At 73.3% G+C, this 20,800-nt stretch carries 21 protein-coding genes and 1 pseudogene; 14 read left to right on the forward strand and 8 right to left on the reverse strand.

What is annotated here, in order from left to right; translation table 11 throughout:
- Positions 1 to 4 precede the first annotated feature (4 nt).
- Positions 5 to 388, reverse strand: a complete 384-nt coding sequence (locus ABZ624_RS07690) for a cold-shock protein (RefSeq protein WP_351239550.1) — start codon at positions 386 to 388, stop codon at positions 5 to 7.
- A gap of 174 nt (positions 389 to 562) precedes the next feature.
- Here ABZ624_RS07690 and ABZ624_RS07695 point away from each other — a divergent pair, with 174 nt between their 5' ends.
- Complete coding sequence (locus ABZ624_RS07695; RefSeq protein ID WP_360083690.1) at positions 563 to 832, forward strand: hypothetical protein; 270 nt, start codon at positions 563 to 565, stop codon at positions 830 to 832.
- On the opposite strand, the gene ABZ624_RS07700 is transcribed toward ABZ624_RS07695, so the two are convergent.
- Together ABZ624_RS07700 and ABZ624_RS07705 are read right to left on the reverse strand one after the other, a co-directional pair.
- On the reverse strand, positions 790 to 1,434 hold the full coding sequence (locus tag ABZ624_RS07700; RefSeq protein WP_360083692.1) for an HAD family hydrolase: 645 nt from the start codon (positions 1,432 to 1,434) through the stop codon (positions 790 to 792). The two genes, ABZ624_RS07695 and ABZ624_RS07700, sit on opposite strands and share 43 nt — an antisense overlap.
- A 125-nt stretch (positions 1,435 to 1,559) precedes the next feature.
- Positions 1,560 to 2,618, reverse strand: coding sequence for a hypothetical protein (locus tag ABZ624_RS07705; RefSeq protein ID WP_360083694.1), 1,059 nt, complete (start codon positions 2,616 to 2,618; stop codon positions 1,560 to 1,562).
- A gap of 126 nt (positions 2,619 to 2,744) precedes the next feature.
- Here ABZ624_RS07705 and ABZ624_RS07710 point away from each other — a divergent pair, with 126 nt between their 5' ends.
- Together ABZ624_RS07710 and ABZ624_RS07715 are read left to right on the forward strand one after the other, a co-directional pair.
- Complete coding sequence (locus ABZ624_RS07710) at positions 2,745 to 5,444, forward strand: helicase-associated domain-containing protein (protein WP_360083696.1); 2,700 nt, start codon at positions 2,745 to 2,747, stop codon at positions 5,442 to 5,444.
- A gap of 62 nt (positions 5,445 to 5,506) precedes the next feature.
- Positions 5,507 to 7,159 carry a DNA repair helicase XPB gene (locus ABZ624_RS07715; RefSeq protein WP_360083698.1) on the forward strand — a complete coding sequence of 551 codons (1,653 nt, stop codon included), beginning with the start codon at positions 5,507 to 5,509 and terminating at the stop codon, positions 7,157 to 7,159.
- Here ABZ624_RS07715 and ABZ624_RS07720 read toward each other — a convergent pair.
- Positions 7,108 to 7,316, reverse strand: a pseudogene (locus ABZ624_RS07720) (transferase); the annotation flags it as partial. The gene ABZ624_RS07715 and the pseudogene ABZ624_RS07720 overlap by 52 nt on opposite strands.
- 90 nt (positions 7,317 to 7,406) lie before the next feature.
- Entirely contained in the window at positions 7,407 to 7,589 is a 183-nt protein-coding gene (locus ABZ624_RS07725) for a hypothetical protein (protein ID WP_360083700.1), read from the reverse strand.
- 446 nt (positions 7,590 to 8,035) lie between these two features.
- Between ABZ624_RS07725 and ABZ624_RS07730 the strand changes: the two genes are divergently transcribed.
- The 7 genes from ABZ624_RS07730 (at position 8,036) to ABZ624_RS07760 (ending at position 15,605) form a co-directional block, all read left to right on the forward strand.
- Entirely contained in the window at positions 8,036 to 8,146 is a 111-nt protein-coding gene (locus tag ABZ624_RS07730; RefSeq protein ID WP_228624525.1) for a keywimysin-related RiPP, read from the forward strand.
- Positions 8,147 to 8,181: 35 nt separating this feature from the next.
- Positions 8,182 to 10,029, forward strand: a complete 1,848-nt coding sequence (locus tag ABZ624_RS07735) for a lasso peptide isopeptide bond-forming cyclase (protein ID WP_360083702.1) — start codon at positions 8,182 to 8,184, stop codon at positions 10,027 to 10,029.
- Positions 10,030 to 10,052: 23 nt separating this feature from the next.
- On the forward strand, positions 10,053 to 10,307 hold the full coding sequence (locus ABZ624_RS07740) for a lasso peptide biosynthesis PqqD family chaperone (RefSeq protein ID WP_360083704.1): 255 nt from the start codon (positions 10,053 to 10,055) through the stop codon (positions 10,305 to 10,307).
- Positions 10,304 to 10,729, forward strand: coding sequence for a lasso peptide biosynthesis B2 protein (locus ABZ624_RS07745; protein ID WP_360083706.1), 426 nt, complete (start codon positions 10,304 to 10,306; stop codon positions 10,727 to 10,729). Before ABZ624_RS07740 ends, ABZ624_RS07745 begins: the two co-directional genes overlap by 4 nt.
- Complete coding sequence (locus ABZ624_RS07750; protein WP_360083708.1) at positions 10,726 to 12,549, forward strand: ABC transporter ATP-binding protein; 1,824 nt, start codon at positions 10,726 to 10,728, stop codon at positions 12,547 to 12,549. The genes ABZ624_RS07745 and ABZ624_RS07750 overlap by 4 nt, the downstream gene beginning before the upstream one ends.
- 91 nt (positions 12,550 to 12,640) lie before the next feature.
- Positions 12,641 to 14,728: an ATP-binding domain-containing protein gene (locus ABZ624_RS07755; RefSeq protein ID WP_360083710.1), complete on the forward strand. Its 2,088-nt coding sequence runs from the start codon at positions 12,641 to 12,643 to the stop codon at positions 14,726 to 14,728.
- 55 nt (positions 14,729 to 14,783) lie between these two features.
- Positions 14,784 to 15,605 (forward strand): hypothetical protein, encoded by an 822-nt coding sequence (locus tag ABZ624_RS07760; RefSeq protein WP_360083712.1) that lies wholly within the window; start codon positions 14,784 to 14,786, stop codon positions 15,603 to 15,605.
- A gap of 13 nt (positions 15,606 to 15,618) precedes the next feature.
- Here the strand turns inward: ABZ624_RS07760 and ABZ624_RS07765 are convergent, their stop codons facing one another.
- On the reverse strand, positions 15,619 to 16,317 hold the full coding sequence (locus ABZ624_RS07765) for a copper homeostasis protein CutC (RefSeq protein ID WP_360083714.1): 699 nt from the start codon (positions 16,315 to 16,317) through the stop codon (positions 15,619 to 15,621).
- Positions 16,318 to 16,456: 139 nt separating this feature from the next.
- Here ABZ624_RS07765 and ABZ624_RS07770 point away from each other — a divergent pair, with 139 nt between their 5' ends.
- Positions 16,457 to 17,101 (forward strand): hypothetical protein, encoded by a 645-nt coding sequence (locus tag ABZ624_RS07770; RefSeq protein ID WP_360083716.1) that lies wholly within the window; start codon positions 16,457 to 16,459, stop codon positions 17,099 to 17,101.
- A 27-nt stretch (positions 17,102 to 17,128) separates the two neighbouring features.
- Positions 17,129 to 18,196, forward strand: coding sequence for a GNAT family N-acetyltransferase (locus ABZ624_RS07775; protein ID WP_360083718.1), 1,068 nt, complete (start codon positions 17,129 to 17,131; stop codon positions 18,194 to 18,196).
- Here the strand turns inward: ABZ624_RS07775 and ABZ624_RS07780 are convergent.
- On the reverse strand, positions 18,178 to 18,456 hold the full coding sequence (locus ABZ624_RS07780) for a DUF4031 domain-containing protein (RefSeq protein ID WP_360083720.1): 279 nt from the start codon (positions 18,454 to 18,456) through the stop codon (positions 18,178 to 18,180). The genes ABZ624_RS07775 and ABZ624_RS07780 overlap by 19 nt on opposite strands.
- The gene (locus ABZ624_RS07785; protein ID WP_360083722.1) at positions 18,453 to 18,836 is read right to left on the reverse strand and encodes a hypothetical protein; all 384 of its coding nucleotides are present in this window, start codon (positions 18,834 to 18,836) and stop codon (positions 18,453 to 18,455) included. The genes ABZ624_RS07780 and ABZ624_RS07785 overlap by 4 nt, the downstream gene beginning before the upstream one ends.
- Positions 18,837 to 18,892: 56 nt before the next feature.
- Here ABZ624_RS07785 and ABZ624_RS07790 point away from each other — a divergent pair, with 56 nt between their 5' ends.
- Together ABZ624_RS07790 and murQ are read left to right on the forward strand one after the other, a co-directional pair.
- Positions 18,893 to 19,798, forward strand: a complete 906-nt coding sequence (locus ABZ624_RS07790; protein WP_360083724.1) for a MurR/RpiR family transcriptional regulator — start codon at positions 18,893 to 18,895, stop codon at positions 19,796 to 19,798.
- Positions 19,799 to 19,869: 71 nt separating this feature from the next.
- The gene (murQ, locus tag ABZ624_RS07795; RefSeq protein ID WP_360083726.1) at positions 19,870 to 20,793 is read left to right on the forward strand and encodes an N-acetylmuramic acid 6-phosphate etherase; all 924 of its coding nucleotides are present in this window, start codon (positions 19,870 to 19,872) and stop codon (positions 20,791 to 20,793) included.
- Positions 20,794 to 20,800 lie beyond the last annotated feature (7 nt).

The raw sequence follows: 20,800 nt of genomic DNA on the forward strand, positions 1-20,800 counted from the left end.
CGGCTCAGACGTCCAACTGGTCGGCGACCGCCCGCAGCAGGCCGGCGATCTTCTTGCCGGAGGCCTTGTCCGGATAACGGCCCTTCTCCAGCATCGGCGTGATGTTCTCGAGGAGGGTCGTCAAATCCTGCACGATCGAGGCCAGCTCGTCGGGCTTCTTGCGCTGGGCGGCGGCGACCGACGGCGTCGGATCCAGCACGGTCACCGACAGCGCCTGGTCACCGCGCTGACCGGCGACGACGCCGAACTCCACGCGCTGTCCCGGCTTGAGTGCATCGACTCCGGCGGGGAGAACCGAGGAATGGACGAAGACGTCACCGCCGTCGTCGCGGGAGAGAAAGCCGAAGCCCTTCTCGCTGTTGAACCATTTGACACGCCCGGTCGGCACCGTCTGTCCTCGTCCTCGTACTCGTTGGGGAAACTGCTGCCACTGCTTCGAAAGTGCTCTGGATAGCAGTAGAGCGGGTCGACCATGACCCGCCGCTACCAAGGCTAATGGTCTCGGGGCGGGTGACAAGACGTCCCCCGGTTGTTCTCTCGCGCTGGGAACTACCCTGGTCCGGTGCGTGACAAAACCCAAACGAATTCCGCCGCGCCCGGTGACGGGCTGATCCGCGCCGGGGCGATCGTCTTCTTCGTCGGCGCCGTGGCCACTCTGGTCACGGTGGCACCGCTGTTCCTCGGCGCGAAGCCTTTCCCCACCTACATGTTCGGACTGAGCATGCTCATGGCGGTCGGTTTCCTCGTCGCCGGTGCGGGCGTCCTGCGGTCGGTGGCCGCCGCCCGGCGTCAGACGCGCGGCGCCTCCCGCTCCGGATCCGCGCCGCAGTAGCCGGCCAGCCACGGGGGGAACACGGACAGGTCGTCGAGGACGACGTCCGCCCCGGCGGCGAGCAGCTCGTCGGCGGAACAGGGCCCGGTCGCCACGCCGACCGCCACCGCTCCCGCCGTACGGGCCCCGCGCACGTCTCCGACATGGTCGCCGACGTACACGCCCGCGCCGTACTCGCGCAGCGCCTCCGCCTTCTGCTCGGCCCACAGGTCACCCACGACCACGTCCGGCTCGATGCCGAGGTGGGACAGGTGCAGCTTGGCGTTGGGCTCGTACTTCGCCGTGACCACGAGCGTCCGGCCACCGGCCGCGCGCACCCGCTCCATGGCCTCCGCGGCGCCCTCCATGGCGGGCGTCGCGGCGATGGCGATCGACGGGTACATCTCCCGGTACAGGTCGACCATGACACTGACCTGGTCCCTGGGGAACCAGTTACTCAGCTCCTCCACGAGCGGCGGGCCGAGCCGGGTCACCGCCAGATCGGCGTCGATGTACGTCCCGGTCCGCTCGGCCAACGCCAGGTAGCACGCGCGGATGCCCGGCCGGGAGTCGATGAGCGTCATGTCGAGGTCGAAGCCGACGGTGAAAGTCATACGGGGCATTGTGTCAGCGGGTGCCTCCGGCGGTTCGGGCCGGACGGGTGGCGCCGTAGGGGAACCTGGCCATTGCCGGATGCGGGTCCGTCGTGGTTGCTCGCGCAGTTCCCCGCGCCCCTTCGGGGCGCTCCTCACCGTCTCCGCTGGGAGCGCCACACCAGGTACAGCGCCGACGCCACCGCGGCGCCTCTCACCACCCACGGCCACGTCCCGGCGATCGCGTCGTTCATGTGGCCCCGCGCGATCGGCTCGCCCCAGCGTCCGTTGTCCCTGCCCCACAGCCACACCAACCCGGCCGCGACCGCCGCGCCCGGCAGCACCATCACGGCCCACTTGGTCTCCGCGGGGGTCAGCCGCCGGGAGCCGTAGGCGATCGCCCAGCCCAGGATCAGGGCGAACCAGTTCCCGAGCACCGCACCGGCGACCAGCGCGGCGGCGGCCAGCAGCAGGAGGGGGTTGGTCCAGCCGGCCGCAGGGCGCGGGAGCAGGCGGCGGCGCGGGACGGCCTCGGCCTCGGTGGCCTCCGGTGCCGGCGCCACGGTGCCCGGGGCGGCCGGCCCGGCCGGCGCCGTCGTCGCCTCCGTCGGCTCCGGTGGCCGTTTGAGCAGCTCCGGGATCTCCACACCGCCGACGAACCCCGGCACGGAGTCGGTCTCGGCGGCCGGCCCGCTGCCCCTCATCCGCCACCAGTCGGGCTGCATAGCGCTGTCCCCGAGTTCGTGCGCGGGGGCCAGGTGCGGCGGTGACGGCGCGTGGCGCGGGGCGGAGGGCCCGGGTTCGGCCGGGCGCGGCCGGGGGACGACCCGGCGCAGGCCCCTGCGCCGTTCCCCGCCCCGGTCCCCGTCCGCAGGCTCGCGCTTCCGCGCGCCCGGCGCGGGCTGTACGGGCACGGTGCCGGGCGGCTGCACGACCCGCCCGGCACCGAATCCGCCGGGCCCGCTCGACCCGCCGGACACACCGGCCGTGCCGCCCGCCGCCGCGACGACGTCGTCCGGGGTGCCCAGGCTGTCCAGGATGCGGCGGACCGCGGCGGGGCTGTCGACGGTCGCCCTGGCCCGGTGCCGGTCGATCTCGTTGCGCAGCTCCGACACGAGCCGCATCCGCGTGCCCGACGGCAGCTGTCGCTGCTGAGCGATGTCTCCGACACGGCTCAGGTACTCGTAGACGACCTGGTCGCTCTCGATCCCCAACGGAACCCCTCCGGGGTGACGGCGATGAGACCCCGTGAGGACGGTAGCGCAGAGTCGCTTCGCCGAGCCCGCCGCCGGGACCGGGGGAGCCCCCCCTCGACACCGGCAACCGCTACCGTGGGTCAGATGAGCCCAGCGGCCCACCCAGCCCCTCGTTCCCTCGCGGAGGCGCTCCGCGCGCGGGACGACGTCTCCCTGGCCGCGCTGCTGCGCAGCCGCCCCGACCTCATCACGCCCGTACCGACCGACCTCACCCAGCTGGCCACCCGCGCCGGTACCCGCGCCTCGGTGCTGCGCGCGCTGGAGCGGCTGGACCGGTTCGCGCTGCAGACGGCGGAGGCACTGGCCGTGGCCCCGGACCCGGCGTCGTACGACACGCTGCTCGGGCTGATGGCGGGGTACGGCGCGGACGACGCGGTCGCCGCCGCGCTGCCGCACGCTCTCGCCACCCTGCGCGAGCAGGCGCTGGTGTGGGGCGACGACGAGCGGCTGCGGCTGGTGCGGACCGCCCGCGAGGTGCTTGCGCCCTCACCGCAGCACCCCTCCCCGACCGGGCTCGGGCCGACCGTGCAGGAGGCCACCTCGGGCATGTCGCCAGGCCGGATCCAGGAGATCGTCACGGCGGCCGGGCTGCCCTCGACACACGACTCGGTGTCCGCCGTGGCCGCGCTCACCACACTGTTCGCCGACCGGAAGAAGATGGGCAAGCTGCTCGCCGGCGCTCCGGAGGCGTCCCGCGAGGTGCTGTCGCGGCTGGTGTGGGGGCCGCCGTACGGGCAGGTCACCCCGGATCCGGCCGCGCATCTGCGCTGGCTGCTCGACCGCGGTCTGCTGCTGCCGACCGCGCCCGGCACGGTCGTACTGCCCCGCGAGGTGGCCCTGCATCTGCGGGAGGGCCGCGCCCACCGCGCGCCGGAGCCGCTGCCGCCCGCCGTGGAGCCGGCCGCGACCCACGGTCCGCAGGTGGTGGACGCGACGGCGGCCGGACAGGCGTACACCGCCCTCGCGACGGTCGAGGAGCTGCTGAAGGACTGGGACGAGGGCGGCCCGGCCGTGCTGCGGGCCGGCGGCCTGAGCGTCCGCGATCTGAAGCGGACCGCCGTCGCACTGGACGTGTCCGAGCCGGTCGCCGCGTTCTGGGTGGAGCTGGCGTACGCGGCGGGCCTGGTCGCCTCCGACGGCGAGGCCGACGAGCGGTACGCGGCCACGCCCGCCTACGACGAGTGGCTGGAGCGGCCCGCCGCCGAGCGCTGGGCCCGTCTCGCCGAGGCCTGGCTGGCGGCCACCCGGACGCCGGGGCTGGTCGGCGGGCGGGACGCGAAGGACCGCACGCTCGCCGCGCTCGGGCCGGGTCTGGACCGCTCGGCCGCGCCCGAGGTACGGCACCGGGTGCTGACCCTGCTGGCCGGTCTCCCGGCGGGCGCGGCCCCGGACCCCGAGTCGGTGCTGGCCCGGCTGCGCTGGGAACGGCCGCTGCGCGGACCCCAGCGGCCGGACGGCGAGGAGGACCTGCGCTCCCGGCTGGCCCGCTGGACCCTGTCCGAGGCCGAACTGCTGGGCTTCACCGGGCGCGGCGCCCTGTCGGCCCACGGCCGCGCACTGCTGGGTGCCCCGGCGACGACGGACTGGCGTGCCACCTCGGGTGCCCCGGGTGCCGGCCCTGCGGCCTCGGGTCCGTCCTCCGGCACCGTCGTATCACCCGACGCCTCCGGCTCCCTCGCCACCACGGCCGCCCGCACGTCCGCCGGTACCCGCGTCTCCGCCCGCTCGACCAGGCCGACCACGCCGGCCGGCTCCGCCGGGCCCGGTGACAAGCTGCCCGTCCACCATCACCACCGGCCAACGGCCGCCCCCGCCCCGCTCTCCCCCGCCGAACAGTCCGTGGCGACGGCCGCCGCCGCCCGCCTCCTCGCGCCGCTCCTGCCCGAACCGCTGGACCACGTGCTGCTCCAGGCCGACCTGACGGCGGTGGCGCCCGGGCCGCTGCGGCGTCCGCTCGCCGACGTGCTGGGCGTGCTCGCGGACGTCGAGTCCAAGGGCGGCGCGACCGTGTACCGGTTCACCCCGGCCTCGGTGCGGCGTGCCCTGGACGCCGGCCGCAGCGCCACCGATCTGCACGCCTTCCTCGCCGAGCACTCCCGCACCCCGGTACCGCAGCCGCTCGCCTATCTGATCGACGACGTGGCCCGCAAACACGGCCATCTGCGGGTCGGTGCGGCCTCGGCGTACGTACGCTGCGACGACGACACCATGCTGAACGAGATCCTGGCCGACCGGCGCGCCGCGGCCCTGCGGCTGCGCCGCCTCGCCCCGACCGTGCTGGCCGCCCAGTCCGATCCGGCGACGCTGCTGGAGGGCCTGCGCGCGATGGGCTACGCACCGGCCGCCGAGTCCGCCGAGGGTGACGTCCTGATCGCCCGCGCCCACGCCCACCGCACCCCACCGCGCACCGCCCCCGCGCCGGTCCCGGACGGGCCGCCGGCGCCCGACACCACGCTCCTCGCGGCGGCGATCCGCGCGATCCGGGCGGGTGACCTGGCCGCCACCACCCCCCGCAAGCCGACCGGAGCGGCAACTCCTCTCGCGGGCGGCGAACTGCCCCGTACGTCCTCCGCCGAGACCCTCGCCACCATGCAGGCCGCCGTCCTGACCGGCGACTCCCTCTGGATCGGCTACGTCAACGCCGAGGGCACCGCCAGCCAGCGCGTCATCGCCCCGGTCCGCGTCGAGGGCGGCTTCGTCACGGCGTACGACCACACGGCGGACGAGGTGCGCACCTATCCGCTGCACCGGATCACGGGGGTGGCGGAGCTCGCGGAGGACTGACCCTGATCATCGGCCCATAGGGCACACTGGACGTTTGGCCGTACGGAAAGGGTGTACCGCGCGTGAATGGTCCACTGATCGTCCAGTCCGACAAAACCCTGCTCCTGGAAGTCGACCACGAGCGGGCCGACGACTGCCGTCGGGCCATCGCGCCGTTCGCCGAGCTGGAGCGGGCGCCCGAGCACATCCACACCTATCGGGTCACCCCGCTCGGGCTGTGGAACGCGCGCGCCGCCGGGCATGACGCCGAGCAGGTCGTGGACGCGCTGGTGCAGTACAGCCGGTATCCGGTGCCGCACGCGCTGCTCGTGGACATCGCCGAGACGATGGACCGCTACGGGCGGCTCACGCTCAGCAAGCACCCCGCGCACGGCCTGGTGCTGACCACCACCGACCGGCCGGTGCTGGAGGAGGTGCTGAAGTCCAGGCGGATCGCCCCGCTGGTGGGGGCGCGGCTCGACCCGGACACCGTCGTCGTGCACCCCTCCGAGCGCGGGCAGATCAAGCAGGTGCTGCTGAAGCTGGGCTGGCCGGCCGAAGACCTCGCCGGGTACGTCGACGGTGAGGCGCATCCGATCGAGCTGCTGGAGGACGGCTGGGCGCTGCGGCCGTACCAGAAGCAGGCCGTGGAGAACTTCTGGCACGGCGGCAGCGGGGTCGTGGTCCTGCCGTGCGGCGCCGGGAAGACACTGGTCGGTGCCGGGGCCATGGCGCAGGCCAAGTCGACCACGCTCATCCTGGTCACCAACACCGTCTCCGCGCGGCAGTGGAAGCACGAACTGGTGAAGCGGACCTCGCTGACCGAGGACGAGATCGGTGAGTACAGCGGGACACGCAAGGAGATCCGGCCGGTCACCATCGCCACCTACCAGGTGCTGACGACCAAGCGGAAGGGTGTCTATCCGCACCTGGAGCTGTTCGACTCCCGGGACTGGGGGCTGATCGTCTACGACGAGGTGCATCTGCTGCCGGCTCCTGTCTTCAAGTTCACCGCCGATCTGCAGGCGCGGCGGCGGCTGGGTCTGACGGCCACCCTCGTGCGCGAGGACGGCCGCGAGTCGGATGTGTTCTCGCTGATCGGGCCGAAGCGGTTCGACGCGCCGTGGAAGGAGATCGAGGCGCAGGGGTACATCGCGCCGGCCGACTGCGTCGAGGTCCGGGTGAATCTGACGGACTCCGAGCGGCTGGCGTACGCGACGGCCGAGACGGAGGAGAAGTACCGCTTCTGTGCCACCACCGACACCAAGCGGAAGGTGACGGAGGCGATCGTCCGCCGGTTCGCCGGCCGGCAGACCCTCGTCATCGGCCAGTACATCGACCAACTGGACGAACTGGGCGAGCACTTGAACGCTCCCGTCATCAAGGGCGAGACCTCCAACGCCCAGCGCGAGAAGCTCTTCGACGCCTTCCGCGAGGGTGAGATCAGCGTGCTGGTCGTCTCCAAGGTCGCGAACTTCTCCATCGACCTGCCCGAGGCCACCGTCGCCATCCAGGTGTCCGGCACCTTCGGCTCCCGCCAGGAGGAGGCCCAGCGACTCGGCCGGGTCCTGCGCCCGAAGGCCGACGGTCACCAGGCGCACTTCTACTCGGTCGTCGCCCGCGACACCATCGACCAGGACTTCGCCGCCCACCGCCAGCGCTTCCTGGCCGAACAGGGCTACGCCTACCGGATCGTGGACGCGGACGAGATCCTGGCCGAGGACAGCGCCGGCTGAACCGCCCGCAGCGCCGCCGCCGCGCTCAGCGCCGGCCCCAGCAGGGGGCACGGCGACGCCGGTGGCTGGTGCCACCAAGGCAGGTGCAGATCGCGCCCGCGAGGAGCGGGACGCGCCACACCCAGTGGTGCGACAAGCTGATCGGTGAGATCGGCAGGGGTCAGGGAGACGGGCAGGGAGACAGCCGGGAGAAGCGGCGGTAGCCGTTTCGCGCCGTCTGTTGGGCCACGGACGCGACCCTATGCGGTTACTTGCGGTGTATGCCCGTTTCCTCGCCGTACTCGCCGAGGATGACCACGCCGAACGCGGCCTCGGCGAACACCTTGATGGCGCGCAGGGCGTTGCCGAGGGGGTGATGGTGCGGGCCGTCCACGGCTGTGGCGCCGGTCGGCGGGCGGACGGGGACTGGATGGATGGTTGCTGCGCTCATGCCCTCATGGTCGCTCTCGCGCGGCGTGATCGGCATCGATCTGCGGAGCCAATCTCCCCGCTCTTCGCGTACCTCCCTGGAGGGAGCTCTCCCCCTACGCCGGGCGGCTTCGCCCCCTAGGGGTCCACATTCCGATTCGCGGCCCGGACCCGGTGTGCGCCCGCGTGAACGCCTCGCGACCTCCTCCCGGGCCCGTTCCGGTCCGGGCCTGCGGGTCGTGCCCGATCCACGTGGAAACGTTCCTCCGGCACACGCCACCGGCATCTGCGGAGCGCGGGCGGCCGCCGGCCAGACCCTCGTTCAGCGCTCGAACAAACCCTGAACGGACAGGATATTCAGACAATCCGACTGTTCTCCTTCATCTTGTCGGACCGTCCCGCTCCCCGGCTAGCTGGAGACAGGCCGCCCTCGGGGGGCGGAAGGACAACCTGTAAGGAGAACAGGTCATGAAGAAGGCCTACGAAGCACCAACCCTCGTCCGACTGGGCTCCTTCCGTAAGGAGACCGGGCTCCTGCAGCGGCACGGCAACGACCGGCTCATCCTGAGCAAGAACTGAACAGGACGACGAGGGAAGGTCTCTGACCTGACGTCATGACTGATCTGCACGCAAGTGCGGGGACGGGCCACGGCGACGCGCACTTCGCGGTCTTCGCCGACCGCGCGGACGCGGCCGCCGTGGCCCGCTCCTTCGCCCGCCCCGGCACCCGCACCCTCGATCACGCCTCGGGCCGGCCCTGGCTCGTGGGCCACTGGCACGACCAGGAGATCGTCAGCGCCCGTGTCGGCCCCGCCGCCGTCGCCCTCGTCGGCTGTGTCCCCGTCGACGGCACGGAACTGGAACGGGTCGCCCGCTCCCTTCGCGACCTCGCCGCCCTGGACGCGTGGGCCCGTTCGCTGCCCGGCAGCTGCCACCTCGTCGCCGCCCTCGACGGACGGATCCGGGTGCAGGGCACGGCCTCCGGACTCCGGCTGGTCTTCCACGCCCCGGTGCACGGCACCCGAGTGGCCGCGACCCGGGCGGACGTCCTGGCCGCCGCGCTCGGCGTTGAACCGGCGCCGGAACGCCTGGCCGTACGGCTGCTCTGGCCCGTCCCGCACCCCCTGCTCGACGAACCGCTGTGGCCCCAGATCACCGCCGTCGCCCCGCACGAGGCGCTGATCCTCGCGCCGGACGGCCACGGCGCACGCCACACCCGGTGGTGGACGCCCCCGGAACCGGTCGTCCCGCTCAGCACGGGCGCCCCCCTGGTCCGCGAGGCCCTCGCCGACGCCGTCCGCGCCCGCACCGGACACGGCGGCACGGTCAGCTGCGACCTGTCCGGCGGCCTCGACTCCACCTCCGTCTGCTTCCTCGCCGACCGCTCACCGGCCCACGTCGTCGCCTCCACCTGGCCGGGACGCGACCCCGCCGACACCGACCTGCACTGGGCGAAGCGGGCCGCCGCCGCCCTGCCGGACGTCGAGCACGTTATCTGGGACGCCGAGGCCTCACCTCTCGTCTACGACGGGCTGCTCGACATCGACGACGTCCTGGACGAACCCACCATCGGCGTCATGGACCGCGCCCGTGTCCTGCACCACCTGCCCGCCATGGCCGAGCGGGGCAGCCGGGTACATCTGACGGGCATCGGCGGCGACCACATCGCCTGGTGCTCCGAGGCGTACTACCACCGGCTCGCCCGGCGCCGCCCGCTGTTCGCGCTGCGGCAGCTGCGCGGCTTCAAGGCGCTGTGGCAGTGGCCGCTCGGCCCCCTGCTGGGCGCCCTGGCCGACTCCCGGTCCTACGGCACCTGGCTGGCGGACGCGGAGCACCGGCTGCGCGACCCGCTGGCCCCGACGGTCGCCACCGGCCTCGGCTGGGGCATGAGCCCGCGCCTGTTCGAGTGGGTGACCCCCGAGGCGGAGCAGTCGGCCCGTACGGCACTGCGCACGGCCGCCCGGCGGACCGGGCCCCTGCATCCCGACCGGGGACTCCACGCCGACCTGGAGCAGATCCGCAACTGCACCCGCATCATCCGGCAGTGGGACCACATGGCGGCCCGCTGCGGGCTGCCCATGGCCTCGCCGTTCCTCGACGACCGGGTCATCGAGGCCGCCCTCGCCGTCCGCCCCGACGAACGCGTCTCACCCTGGCGGTACAAGCCGCTCCTGACCACGGCCATGCGCGGCATCGTGCCCGATGAGTGCCTGCGCCGCAGCAACAAGGCCACCGCCGCGAGGGACGCGGCCGACGGGCTGCGCGAGCACCGCGCCGACCTGAAGGCGCTGTGGGACGACTCCCACCTGGAACGGCTGGGGCTGGTGGACGGCGAGATGCTGCGCCGCCTGGCCGAGCGCCCCGCCACCCGGCACCTGCGGGAGGCCGTCCTGTACTCGACCATCTCGGTCGAGGTGTGGCTGCGGGCGCTCGACCGGGCGCGGCAGGACGTACCGAAGTGACCGACAGACAAAGGAGAGCCGTCATGGCATTGCGGTTCGGTGCCGAGATCTGCACCGCGAAGACCGACTACGGCACCGTCCTCCTCGACCAGCGCTCCGGCACGTACTGGGAGCTGAACCCGACCGCGACCCTGGTGGTCGACACGCTCATGGCGGGCGGTGACGAGGCGGCCGCGACGGCGGCGGTCATGAAGGCGTTCGACGTCGACCCCGACCGCGCACGGGCCGACGTCACCACTCTGGTGGAGCAGCTGCGCGCCGGCGGGCTGGCCGAATGACCACGCCCAGTGCCCTGGAGCGGCCGTACGGGGTTCCCCTCGGGCGTCGGCTCGCCGCCCGCGCGGTCCTCGTACCCGCCGTCGTCCTCTCGCTGCTGCCTCCGCGCCGCATCCGCGCGGTCCTCGGTCTGCTGCGCCGCGGCGCCGCCCCCGCGACCGCGGCACAGGCCCTGCGCGCCCGCGACGCCGTGTGCGCGGTGAGCCTGCGCTGCGCCGGGCCCAAGGGCTGCCTGCCCCGCTCCCTGGCGGCCGCCCTGCTGTGCCGTCTCGGCGGCACCTGGCCGACCTGGTGCACGGGCGTCCGCGTCGTACCGCCGTTCACCGCACACGCCTGGGTCGAGGCGGAGGGCCTGCCGGTCGGCGAGGACGCACCCGACGACTACTTCGCCCGTCTGATGGCCGTCGGGCCGGTACGGCGATGACGACGGCGACGACGGCCGGTGAGCAGGACGCCCGTGGTGAGGACGACATCGACCGGTCCACGCGTGCCGCGGTCCTCGCTGTCTACCGGCTCACCGCCCGCCACCGCGGGGCGATCGCCCTGGCCACCACGCTGGCCCTCGTCGCGTCCGCGCTGGGGCTCGCCCAGCCGCTGCTGGCCAAGCAGGTGGTGGACGCGAGCGGCGGGCAGCAGCATCTCTGGCCGCCGCTGCTGCTGCTCACCGCCCTGTTCGCCGCCGAGGCCGCCACCGGCTCCGCCGGCCGGTTCCTGCTGGAGCGGACGGGCGAAGGCGTCGTACGGAAGCTGCGCCACACCCTGGTGGGGCAGCTGTTGCGCCTGGAGATGCGGGAGTACGACGAACAGCGCTGCGGTGACCTGATCGCACGGGTGACCGCCGACACCACCCTGCTGCGCGACGTGGTCGCCCAGGCGCTGGTGGACCTGGTCACCGGGGCCATGGTCGCCGTCGGCGCGCTGGCCCTGATGGCGTGGCTGGACCCGCTGCTGCTGGTGCTCGTCATGGCGACCGTGGTGACCGCGGCGGTCGTGGTCGCCCTGCTGCTCAGGGGCATCCGCACCGCTTCTGAGCACATGCAGTCGTCCGTCGGCGCCCTCGCCGCCGACCTGGAACGCGCCCTGGGCGCGCTGTCCATGGTCCGGGTGTACCGCGCGGAGCAGCGGGAGGCGGCCCGCATCGGCGCCCGCGTCGACGACGCCTGCGCCGCCGGGGTACGGACCGCGAAGTACGCCGCGGTCATGAGCTCGGCCGTCGAACTCGCCGTCCAGGGCTCCTTCCTCCTGGTCCTCGTCGTGGGAGGCCTGCGCACACACGGCCACGGCCACTCCGTGGGCGACCTGGTCGCGTTCCTGCTGTACGCCTCCTACCTCGTCGTCCCCCTGTCCTCGGTGTTCCGCGCGGCCGGTCTGATCCAGCGGGGCATGGGCGCCCATCTGCGGATCGAGCAGACCCTGAACCTGCCCGTCGAGCCCACCGGCCCGGCGGCCCCGCCCGTCCGGCAGGCATCCGCGCACGTACCGGCCCTGGCGCTGGAGGACGTCCACTTCGCCTACCGGCCCGGGCGGCCGGTGCTGCGCGGGGTCTCCTTCACGGTGCCGCAGCACCGGCAGGTCGCTCTGGTCGGGCTCTCCGGGGCGGGCAAGAGCACCGTGTTCGCGCTGATCGCCCGGTTCTACGAACCCGACGCGGGCCGGCTCCGCTTCCACGGGTGCCCCGCCACGGACCTCGGCCGGGACGCCAGCCGGGCCGGACTCGCGATCGTGGACCAGAGCAGCCACGTCGTGCGCGGCACGCTCCGCGACAACATCGTCTACGGCCGCCCGGACGCCACGGAGGACGAGGTGCGCCGGGCCCTCGGGCTGGCCCGCCTCGAACAGGTGGCCGAGCGGCTGCCCGGTGGACTGCACGGCGCCGTCGGGGAACACGGCGCCACCCTGTCGGGCGGCGAGCGCCAGCGCGTCGCCCTGGCCCGCGCCCTGCTCACCCGCCCGAGGCTGCTGCTCCTCGACGAACCCACCTCCCACCTCGACGCCCTCAACGAGGCCGCGCTCACCGCGGCGCTGAAGGACATCACCCGGGAGTGCGCGGTCCTCGTCATCGCACACCGGCTCTCCACCGTTCAGCACGCGGACCGGATCGTCGTCCTGGACGAGGGCCGGGTCACCGCCTGCGGACGCCATGAGGAACTGCTCACCACCAGTCCGGTGTACCGGCGGCTGGCGGCGGCGCAGATGGTCCGGCCGGCGGGTGCGGCCGGGAACAATTCACTGGCCCGTCCCTGAGCGCCTCCCTTAGAATCTCCGCTCTTGCCCGCCTCCCTCCATGGAGTGCCGCCGCCCGGACGGAAACCGGGCGGCCCCGTCATGCCCGGTCATGAAAGAGCAGATCCGGAGGCATCCCTTGTCCGCGCCCGCCCACGAACCGCTCGACGACCCGCTCGCCCGAGAGCGCTCGCACCTCGCCGCGTCCCGCTTCGCCCTGCGCGCCATGCGCGAGGACGTGGAGGCGCTGGACATCCGCGACGTCACCGCGAACTGGGTCAACGCCGAAGTGCTGTCCCGTCAGATCGACGAGCGGATCAAGGCCCTGGCCGACCTCAGCGGCACCCCGCTGTTCTTCGGCCGGCTGGACTACCTGCACGCACCCGGCGCCGACCAGGCCGAGGGAGCGGACGGAGAACGCTTCTACATCGGGCGGCGGCATGTGCACGACGCCGGCGGCGACCCCATGGTCATCGACTGGCGTGCGCCGGTCTCGCAGCCGTTCTACCGGGCGTCCAAGAAGGACCCGATGGACGTCGGGCTGCGCCGCCGCTTCGGCTACACCGGCGGCGAGCTGACCGCGTACGAGGACGAGCACCTGTCCGACCCGGCGGAGCCGTCGGGGGCCGCCACCACCAGCAAGCTGCTCCAGCAGGAGATCGAACGGCCGCGCGTCGGCCCCATGCGGGACATCGTCGCCACCATCCAGCCCGAGCAGGACGAGATCGTCCGCTCGGGTCTCTCCGGCACGGTCTGCGTCCAGGGCGGCCCCGGCACCGGGAAGACCGCCGTCGGCCTGCACCGGGTCGCCTACCTCCTCTACGCCCACCGGGACCGCCTCGCCCGCACCGGCACCCTCGTCATCGGACCGAACCGCTCCTTCCTCCACTACATCGAGCAGGTCCTCCCCGCCCTGGGCGAACTGGCGGTGCAGCAGGCCACCGTGGACGACCTGGTCGCGCAGGTGGAGGTGCGCGGCACGGACGAGGCGGCCGCGGCGGTGGTGAAGGGCGACGCCCGGATGGCCGAGGTGCTCCGCCGGGCCCTGTACTCCCATGTGAGCCTGCCGACGGAGCCGGTGGTGGTGGTGCGCGGCTCGCGGCGCTGGCGGGTACCCGCGTACGAACTGGAGGAGATCGTCCGGGAGTTGCTGCAGCGGGACATCCGGTACGGGGCCGCCCGCGAGGCGTTGCCGCAGCGGATCGCGCACGCGGTGCTGGTGCAGATGGAGCGGGCCGGGGAGGCGCCGGACGACCGGGTGCAGGACGCCGTCGCCCGCAACAGCGCGGTGAAGGCGGCCGTGAAGCAGGTCTGGCCGGTCGTGGACCCGGCGAAGCTGGTCCTGCGGCTGCTGACCGACGCGGACTTCCTCGCCGAGCACGCCGCCGGGGTCCTGGACGAGGACGAGCAGAAGACGATCCTGTGGGACAGGCCGGTGCGCAGCGTGAAGTCGGCGAAGTGGGCGCCGGCGGACGCGGTGCTGATCGACGAGGCGGCGGACCTGATCCAGCGCACGCACTCGCTCGGCCACGTGGTCCTCGACGAGGCGCAGGACCTCTCCCCCATGCAGTACCGGGCCGTCGGCCGCCGCTGCACCACGGGCAGCGCGACGGTGCTGGGCGACCTGGCGCAGGGTACGACTCCCTGGGCGACCCGCAGCTGGGAGGAGGCCCTCGCCCACCTCGGCAAGACGGAGGGCGTCATCGAGGAGCTGACGGCGGGCTTCCGCGTCCCCACGGACGTCATCAGCTACGCCTCCCGCCTCCTCCCGCACATCGCCCCGGGCCTCACCCCGGTCGCGTCGGTCCGTGAGAACCCGGGCTTCTTCGAGGTCCGTACCACGACAGGGACCTCCGAAGTCGTCGCGGCCTGCGATGAGTTGCTGCGCAACGAGGGCTCGACGGGCCTGATCGCCGCTGATGCCCGGATCCCGGCGCTGGCCGAGGCGCTGACGGCGGCGGGGTTCCCGTATCTGGCCCCCGGCGAGGAGACCACCCGCGAAACCCGCCTCACCCTGGTCCCGGCGTCCCTCGCCAAGGGCCTGGAGTACGACTACGTGGTCCTGGACGAGCCCCAGGCGGTGGTGGACGGCGAGCCGGACGAACGCACCGGCCTGCGACGTCTGTACGTGGCGCTGACACGTGCGGTGTCGGGTCTGATCGTGACGCACTCGGCCCCGGTACCGGCCCAGTTGGCCTGACGGCAGGGCTTAGGGTGCTCTGCGGCTCCGTCACGTCCCCATGGAAAGGCCTCCGTTGAGCACTCCGCCGCCTCCGCACCCCGCATACCAGCAGAACCCGTACCAGCAGAACCCGTACCAGCCGAACTCCGGGCCGTACGAGCAGGCACCGGGCGGCTACGGGCAGGCGCCGTACCCGCAAGCCCCCGGTGCCTACCCGTCCGCCCCGGGCGCCTACCCGTCCGCTCCCGGCGCCGGGTGCGAGGTGTGCGGCGCGGCGCCCGCGACGGCGGTGACGATCCGCGGCCACCAGGGCTTCCTGGTGATCATGCGGCAGCTGCGGCGGCGCGGCACCTTCTGCCACCCCTGCGCGCTCGCCGTCTTCCGGAAGATGCAGTCGGACACCATGGCGCAGGGGTGGTGGGGTCCCATGTCCATGTTCATCACGCCCATCACGCTGCTGATCAACCTCTTCGCCCTGTCCAGGATCCGCAGGCTCCCCGCACCGGCCGCCGCCCAGCGCCCCGGCCTGGACCCGGGCAAACCGGTGTTCAAGCGGCCGACGGGACTGGTCGGACTCGTCCCGCTCACCGGGTTCGTCCTGATGCTGGTGGCCGTTCCGGTGCTCATCCTCATCGCCTCGTCGGCCGATGACAGCGGCAGCGGCGCCGCCTTCCACCCGACGAAGAGCGCCGCGCCCCTGTCGGCCGGGGAGTGTGCGCACAACGACGGCACCCTGACCCGTTGGGACCTCAAGAAGGTGTCCTGCGACGCGGCAGACGCCCAGTACCTCGTGAAGGACCCGAAGGACGGCATCTGCGCGTCCGGCGAATACGTCGCCGACATCGAGTACGGCACGGACCAGATGACCACGCTGTGCCTGCGCCCGGTGAAGTGAGGCGGCGCGGACGCTAGGCGGCCACGCCGTCCAGCGTCGCGCGCCACCCGGCGACCGCCTCCGCCGACACCGGCCCCTCCCACCCGGAGGGCCGGGCCGCCCCGCCGATGTGGAAGGCGTCGATACCGGCGGCTCGCAGCCTCGGGACGTGGTCCAGGCGCAGTCCGCCGCCCACCAGGAGCTGCTGCTCGTACCCCGGCTCGCCCCGCCGCTCCGCCTCCGCGAGCAGCGTCGGCAGGCCGGCGTCCACGCCGTCGGCGGCGCCCGCGGTGAGGTAGGTGTCGAGGCCGGGCAGCCCGGCGAGTTGTCTGCGCAGGGCGTTGCGGTCGGCGGCGCGGTCGATCGCACGGTGGAAGGTCCACGCGCAGCCGTCCAGCGCGTGGACCACCCGCTCCACCGCCGCCAGGTCGACCGCGCCGTCCGCGTCGAGGAAGCCGAGGACGAACTGGTCGGCGCCGGCCTCGCGCAGCTCACCGGCCACCCGGACCAGATGGTCCACGTCACCGGCCGCGAACCCGTCCGCGAGGCGGAGCATCACGCGCAGGTCGATGTCGACGGCGGCCCGGATCCCGGCGACGGTGGCGGGCGCGGGGCTGAGCCCGTCGGCCGCCATGTCGGTGACCAGTTCCAGGCGGTCCGCGCCTCCGGCCTGGGCGGCGACCGCGTCCTCGACGTCGAGCGCGATCACCTCCAGGACTGCACGCTTGCTCATGGCACCCCATTCGTCCGTCGGCAGTACAGGTCTAGTCCAATTCCAAGAGTACGCCCGTGCCCCCCGTCCGAAGGTGCCGTGCCCCCGTTCACCGGGCGCCGTGCTGGGCGCATCGGTCGCCCGGCGGGAGAATGACGGCATGGCCGACCTCGACGACCTGCGTTCCCGCTGGGCGCGGGCCCTGCTCGCGACACGGGACGACCCCTGCCACCCGGACCCGTACCGATACGCCGACGTCCTGCTGCGCCGCTGGCAGGAGCCGCATCGCCGGTACCACACCGTCGCGCATCTGGCGGCGGTCCTCGACCGTATCGACGTCCTGGAGAAGTACGCCGCCGACCCCGACGTCGTACGCCTGGCAGCCTGGTTCCACGACGCCGTCTATCTGCCCGAGCGGTCGACGAACGAGGAGCGCTCCGCCCGCCTCGCCGAACGCGCCCTCCCCGAGGCCGGCGTCTCGCAGGCCAGGACCGCCGAAGTGGCCCGGCTGGTCCGGCTCACCGTCACGCACGACCCGGCCGACGACGACCGCGACGGGCAGGTGCTGTGCGACGCCGACCTCGCGATCCTGGCCGCACCCCCGTCGGCGTACGCGGCCTACACCGCCGAGGTGCGCGAGGAGTACCACTTCGTGCCGAACGACGCCTTCCGGGAAGGGCGTTCGGCGGTTCTGCGGCAACTCCTGGAGCTGCCCCGGCTGTTCCGCACCCCGTACGGCCAGGAGCACTGGGAGGCCACCGCCCGCTACAACCTCTCCGGCGAGCTGGAAATGCTGTCGCCCTGAGGGAAGGTGCCCCCTAGGGTTCGCCCCATGCGACCGATGGACGGGGACGATGTGATCGAGGCTGTGGCAGGCTGCACGACAGCCCTGCGACCGGCGGTGGACCGGGACTGGCGGGCCGTGCGGGCCGGGCGGGTGGAGTGGGACTGCCATGCCACCGCGGTCCATGTCGCCGACGACCTGATCGCCTACGCCGCCAGCCTGGCCGGACGCGCGCAGGACGCGTACGTCCCCTTCGAGCTGACCCTGGACGAGGGCACGGACAACGCGGGCCTGCTGCACGTGATCGAGACGACCGGCGCGCTGCTCGCCGCCGCCGTCCGCACCGCACCGCCCGGTGTCCGCGCCTTCCACCCCTCCCCCTTCCGCAGCACGGACGCGGAGGGCTTCGCGGCGATGGGCATCGCCGAGGTGCTGCTGCACACGCACGACATGGCCGAGGGGCTGGGGATCGGCTACGAGCCGCCGGCCGGCCTCGCCTCATCCCTCCTGGCCTGCCTCTTCCCGCACGTCCGGCCCGGTCCCGCGCCCTGGCCGACGCTGCTGTGGGCCAGCGGCCGCGGGGAGCTGCCCGGCCGTGCCCCGGTCACCGGGTGGACCTGGTACCACAACCTCGTCATCCCGGCCGAGCGCGTCACCCTGGTCGGCGTCCGCCCGTCCGCCGCCCATGATCTGCGGCTGGGCGGCGACGGTGGCTTCAGCTGGCTCGACGGCGGGCCGTACGACGGCACCCGGAGGGCCTGCTCCGCCCTGCTGAAGGCGTACGAAGCCGGCGTGCACCGCCCGGAGTTCGGGGTCTTCGCACTGGTCCGGCACGAGGACGGCCGCGCGATCGGCGGCATGGGCTTCCACGGCGTCCCGGACGAGGACGGCCGGGTGGAGATCGGCTACGACCTCGTCGAGGGCGCCCGCGGCCAGGGCTACGCGACGGAGGCGCTGCGCGCCCTGGCCGACTGGGCGCTGGCCCGTGAGGACGTCGGCTCCCTCTTCGCGACCGTCGAGCGGGACAACACCGCCTCGCAGGCCGTGGTCGGCCGGGCCGGGTTCACGCAGGTCAGCGACGAGGGTGACGAGTTCGCCTACGAACTGCGCCGCTGAGCGAGCCCCTTGCGCCGGCGCAGGCCCGAGTCGGTGAGCAGCCGCACCACCTCGCGGCTGCTGACCTCCACCGCTCCGGCGGCCACCGCGTCCGCGTACCGGTGTGACGGCAGGTCGTAGTGATCGCGCTCGAAGGCCCGCCGGGGCACGCCCAAGCGCGCGGCGAACAGGTGCAGTTCGTCGTACGACACATCGCTGACCAGGTGCGACCACATGCGGCCGTGTCCGGGCCAGGCGGGCGGGTCGATGTACAGCGTCACGACGAGGTCATTCCGCCGGTGGCCGTACCCAGCGAGCCCACGGCCGCGACCTTCACGCCCGCCTTGGTGCACACCCAGTGCGGGTCGGGGCCCAGTTCGGGCTCCACGTCCAGCGCGTGCGGATCGCCGGAACCGCACACCGGGCACAGCGGCCAGCGGCCGTACCGTTCCAGCAGCGCGTCCTGGACGTCCTGTGCGACCAGCCCGGCGACATAGGCGGCGCCGTCCGGCCACTGCTCGACCCACCAGCGCCGCTCCGCGACGGAGTCCTCGACCAGCGACACCACGGCCGCCTCCGCCACCTGGCCCGCGACGAGGTCGGCGAGCACGAGGGCGCGCGCGGCGTGCAGGGCCTGCTCAAGAGGAGTGAGGGGTTCCATGCAACTCATTGTCCGCACTCTTGACCACGACGCCGAACCGAAAATATCTTTCATGTGTGACCCAGGACGTGAAGGAAATTTTCGGCAGTCCGGGCGGTTCCCTCGCCGCCAAGGTGCGCACCCTCGGCCCTTCCATGACCCGGTCCATGCACCGCGTGGCGGAGGCCGTCGCCAGCGACCCGGCCGGCTGCGCCGCCCTCACGGTCACCGGCCTCGCCGAACTCACCGGCACCAGCGAGGCCACCGTCGTCCGCACCGCCCGTCTGCTCGGCTACCCCGGCTACCGCGATCTGCGCCTCGCCCTCGCCGGCCTCGCCGCACAGCAGCAGTCGGGGCGCGCGCCCGCGATCACGACCGACATCGCGGTGGACGACCCCATCGCCGACGTCGTCGCCAAGCTCGCCTACGAGGAGCAGCAGACCCTCGCCGACACGGCCGCCGGCCTCGACACCGCCCAGCTGGACGCCGCCGTCGGCGCGCTGGCCGGCGCGCGGCGCACCGACGTGTACGGCATAGGGGCGTCCGGGCTCGTCGCCCAGGACCTCACCCAGAAACTGCTTCGCATAGGCCTCATAGCCCACGCCCACGGCGATCCGCACCTCGCGGTGACCAACGCGGTGCAGCTCCGCTCGGGCGACGTGGCGATCGCGATCACCCACTCCGGCTCGACGGGGGACGTCATCGAGCCGCTGCGGGTCGCTTTCGAGCACGGGGCCACGACCGTGGCCATCACCGGCCGGCCCGACTCGCCGGTCACCCAGTACGCCGACCACGTACTCACCACGTCCACCTCACGGGAGAGCGAGCTGCGACCGGCCGCGATGTCCTCGCGGACGAGTCAACTGCTCGTGGTGGACTGCCTGTTCGTGGGAGTGGCCCAGCGGACCTACGAGACGGCGGCGCCCGCGCTGGCCGCGTCGTACGAGGCGCTGGCTCACCGGCATCGCACCAGCCCCAGGTGAATCACCTCTGCATCACCTCGGGTGAGCAACAGCACGCACCACGGCACCCAGACCTGAGAGAGCCACCCCCCATGACCTCCTCTGACCTGCGTCGTCAGTTGGCTTCCCTGACCACCGAAGCCTTCCGGCCGGAGCTGGCCGACATCGATCGTCTGCCCACCCTCGACATCGCCCGCCTGATGAACGGTGAGGACGCGGGCGTGCCTGCCGCCGTCGCCGTCCAGCTTCCCCGGATCGCCGCCGCCATCGACGCCCTCGCGGAACGGATGGCGCGCGGCGGGCGGCTGATCTACGCCGGCGCGGGCACCGCCGGCCGGCTCGGTGTGCTGGACGCCTCCGAGTGCCCGCCCACCTTCAACACCGATCCCGCCCAGGTCGTCGGCCTCATCGCGGGCGGCCCCGAGGCGATGGTCACCTCCGTCGAGGGCGCGGAGGATTCGGACGAGCTGGCCCGCCGGGACCTGGACGCCCTGAAGGTCACTCCGGACGACACGGTCGTCGGGGTCTCCGCCTCCGGCCGTACCCCCTACGCGATCGGGGCCGTCGAGCACGCCCGCGCCCTGGGGGCGCTGACCATCGGCCTGGCCTGCAACGAGCACAGCACGCTCGCGGCGGCGGCCGAGCACGGCATCGAGGTGGTGGTCGGCCCCGAGCTGGTCACCGGCTCGACCCGGCTGAAGGCCGGCACGGCCCAGAAGCTCGTCCTCAACATGCTGTCGACGATCACGATGATCCGGCTCGGCAAGACCTACGGGAACCTGATGGTCGACGTCCGCGCGTCGAACGACAAACTCCGGGCCCGTTCCCGCCGGATCGTCTCCCTCGCCACGGGCGCCTCGGACGAGGAGATCGAGAAGGCCCTCAGCGAGTCCGGCGGCGAGGTGAAGAACGCGATCCTGGCGCTGCTCGCCGGTGTCGACGGCCCGACGGCCGCCCGCCTTCTGGAGGAGTCCGGCGGCCATCTGCGTGCCGCGCTGGCGCACACGGCCCGCTGACCCGCAC

The sequence above is a fragment of the Streptomyces sp. NPDC007205 genome, from assembly GCF_040634095.1.
Classification (GTDB): domain Bacteria; phylum Actinomycetota; class Actinomycetes; order Streptomycetales; family Streptomycetaceae; genus Streptomyces.

Coding starts and splice junctions, on each gene's coding strand:
- ABZ624_RS07700 (WP_360083692.1), bottom strand. CDS start 1,434: ATGCCCCGTATGACTTTCACCGTCGGCTTCGACCTCGACATGACGCTC.
- ABZ624_RS07710 (WP_360083696.1), top strand. CDS start 2,745: ATGAGCCCAGCGGCCCACCCAGCCCCTCGTTCCCTCGCGGAGGCGCTC.
- ABZ624_RS07725 (WP_360083700.1), bottom strand. CDS start 7,589: ATGAGCGCAGCAACCATCCATCCAGTCCCCGTCCGCCCGCCGACCGGC.
- ABZ624_RS07730 (WP_228624525.1), top strand. CDS start 8,036: ATGAAGAAGGCCTACGAAGCACCAACCCTCGTCCGACTGGGCTCCTTC.
- ABZ624_RS07735 (WP_360083702.1), top strand. CDS start 8,182: ATGACTGATCTGCACGCAAGTGCGGGGACGGGCCACGGCGACGCGCAC.
- ABZ624_RS07740 (WP_360083704.1), top strand. CDS start 10,053: ATGGCATTGCGGTTCGGTGCCGAGATCTGCACCGCGAAGACCGACTAC.
- ABZ624_RS07745 (WP_360083706.1), top strand. CDS start 10,304: ATGACCACGCCCAGTGCCCTGGAGCGGCCGTACGGGGTTCCCCTCGGG.
- ABZ624_RS07750 (WP_360083708.1), top strand. CDS start 10,726: ATGACGACGGCGACGACGGCCGGTGAGCAGGACGCCCGTGGTGAGGAC.
- ABZ624_RS07755 (WP_360083710.1), top strand. CDS start 12,641: ATGAAAGAGCAGATCCGGAGGCATCCCTTGTCCGCGCCCGCCCACGAA.
- ABZ624_RS07765 (WP_360083714.1), bottom strand. CDS start 16,317: ATGAGCAAGCGTGCAGTCCTGGAGGTGATCGCGCTCGACGTCGAGGAC.
- ABZ624_RS07770 (WP_360083716.1), top strand. CDS start 16,457: ATGGCCGACCTCGACGACCTGCGTTCCCGCTGGGCGCGGGCCCTGCTC.
- ABZ624_RS07775 (WP_360083718.1), top strand. CDS start 17,129: ATGCGACCGATGGACGGGGACGATGTGATCGAGGCTGTGGCAGGCTGC.
- ABZ624_RS07785 (WP_360083722.1), bottom strand. CDS start 18,836: ATGGAACCCCTCACTCCTCTTGAGCAGGCCCTGCACGCCGCGCGCGCC.
- murQ (WP_360083726.1), top strand. CDS start 19,870: ATGACCTCCTCTGACCTGCGTCGTCAGTTGGCTTCCCTGACCACCGAA.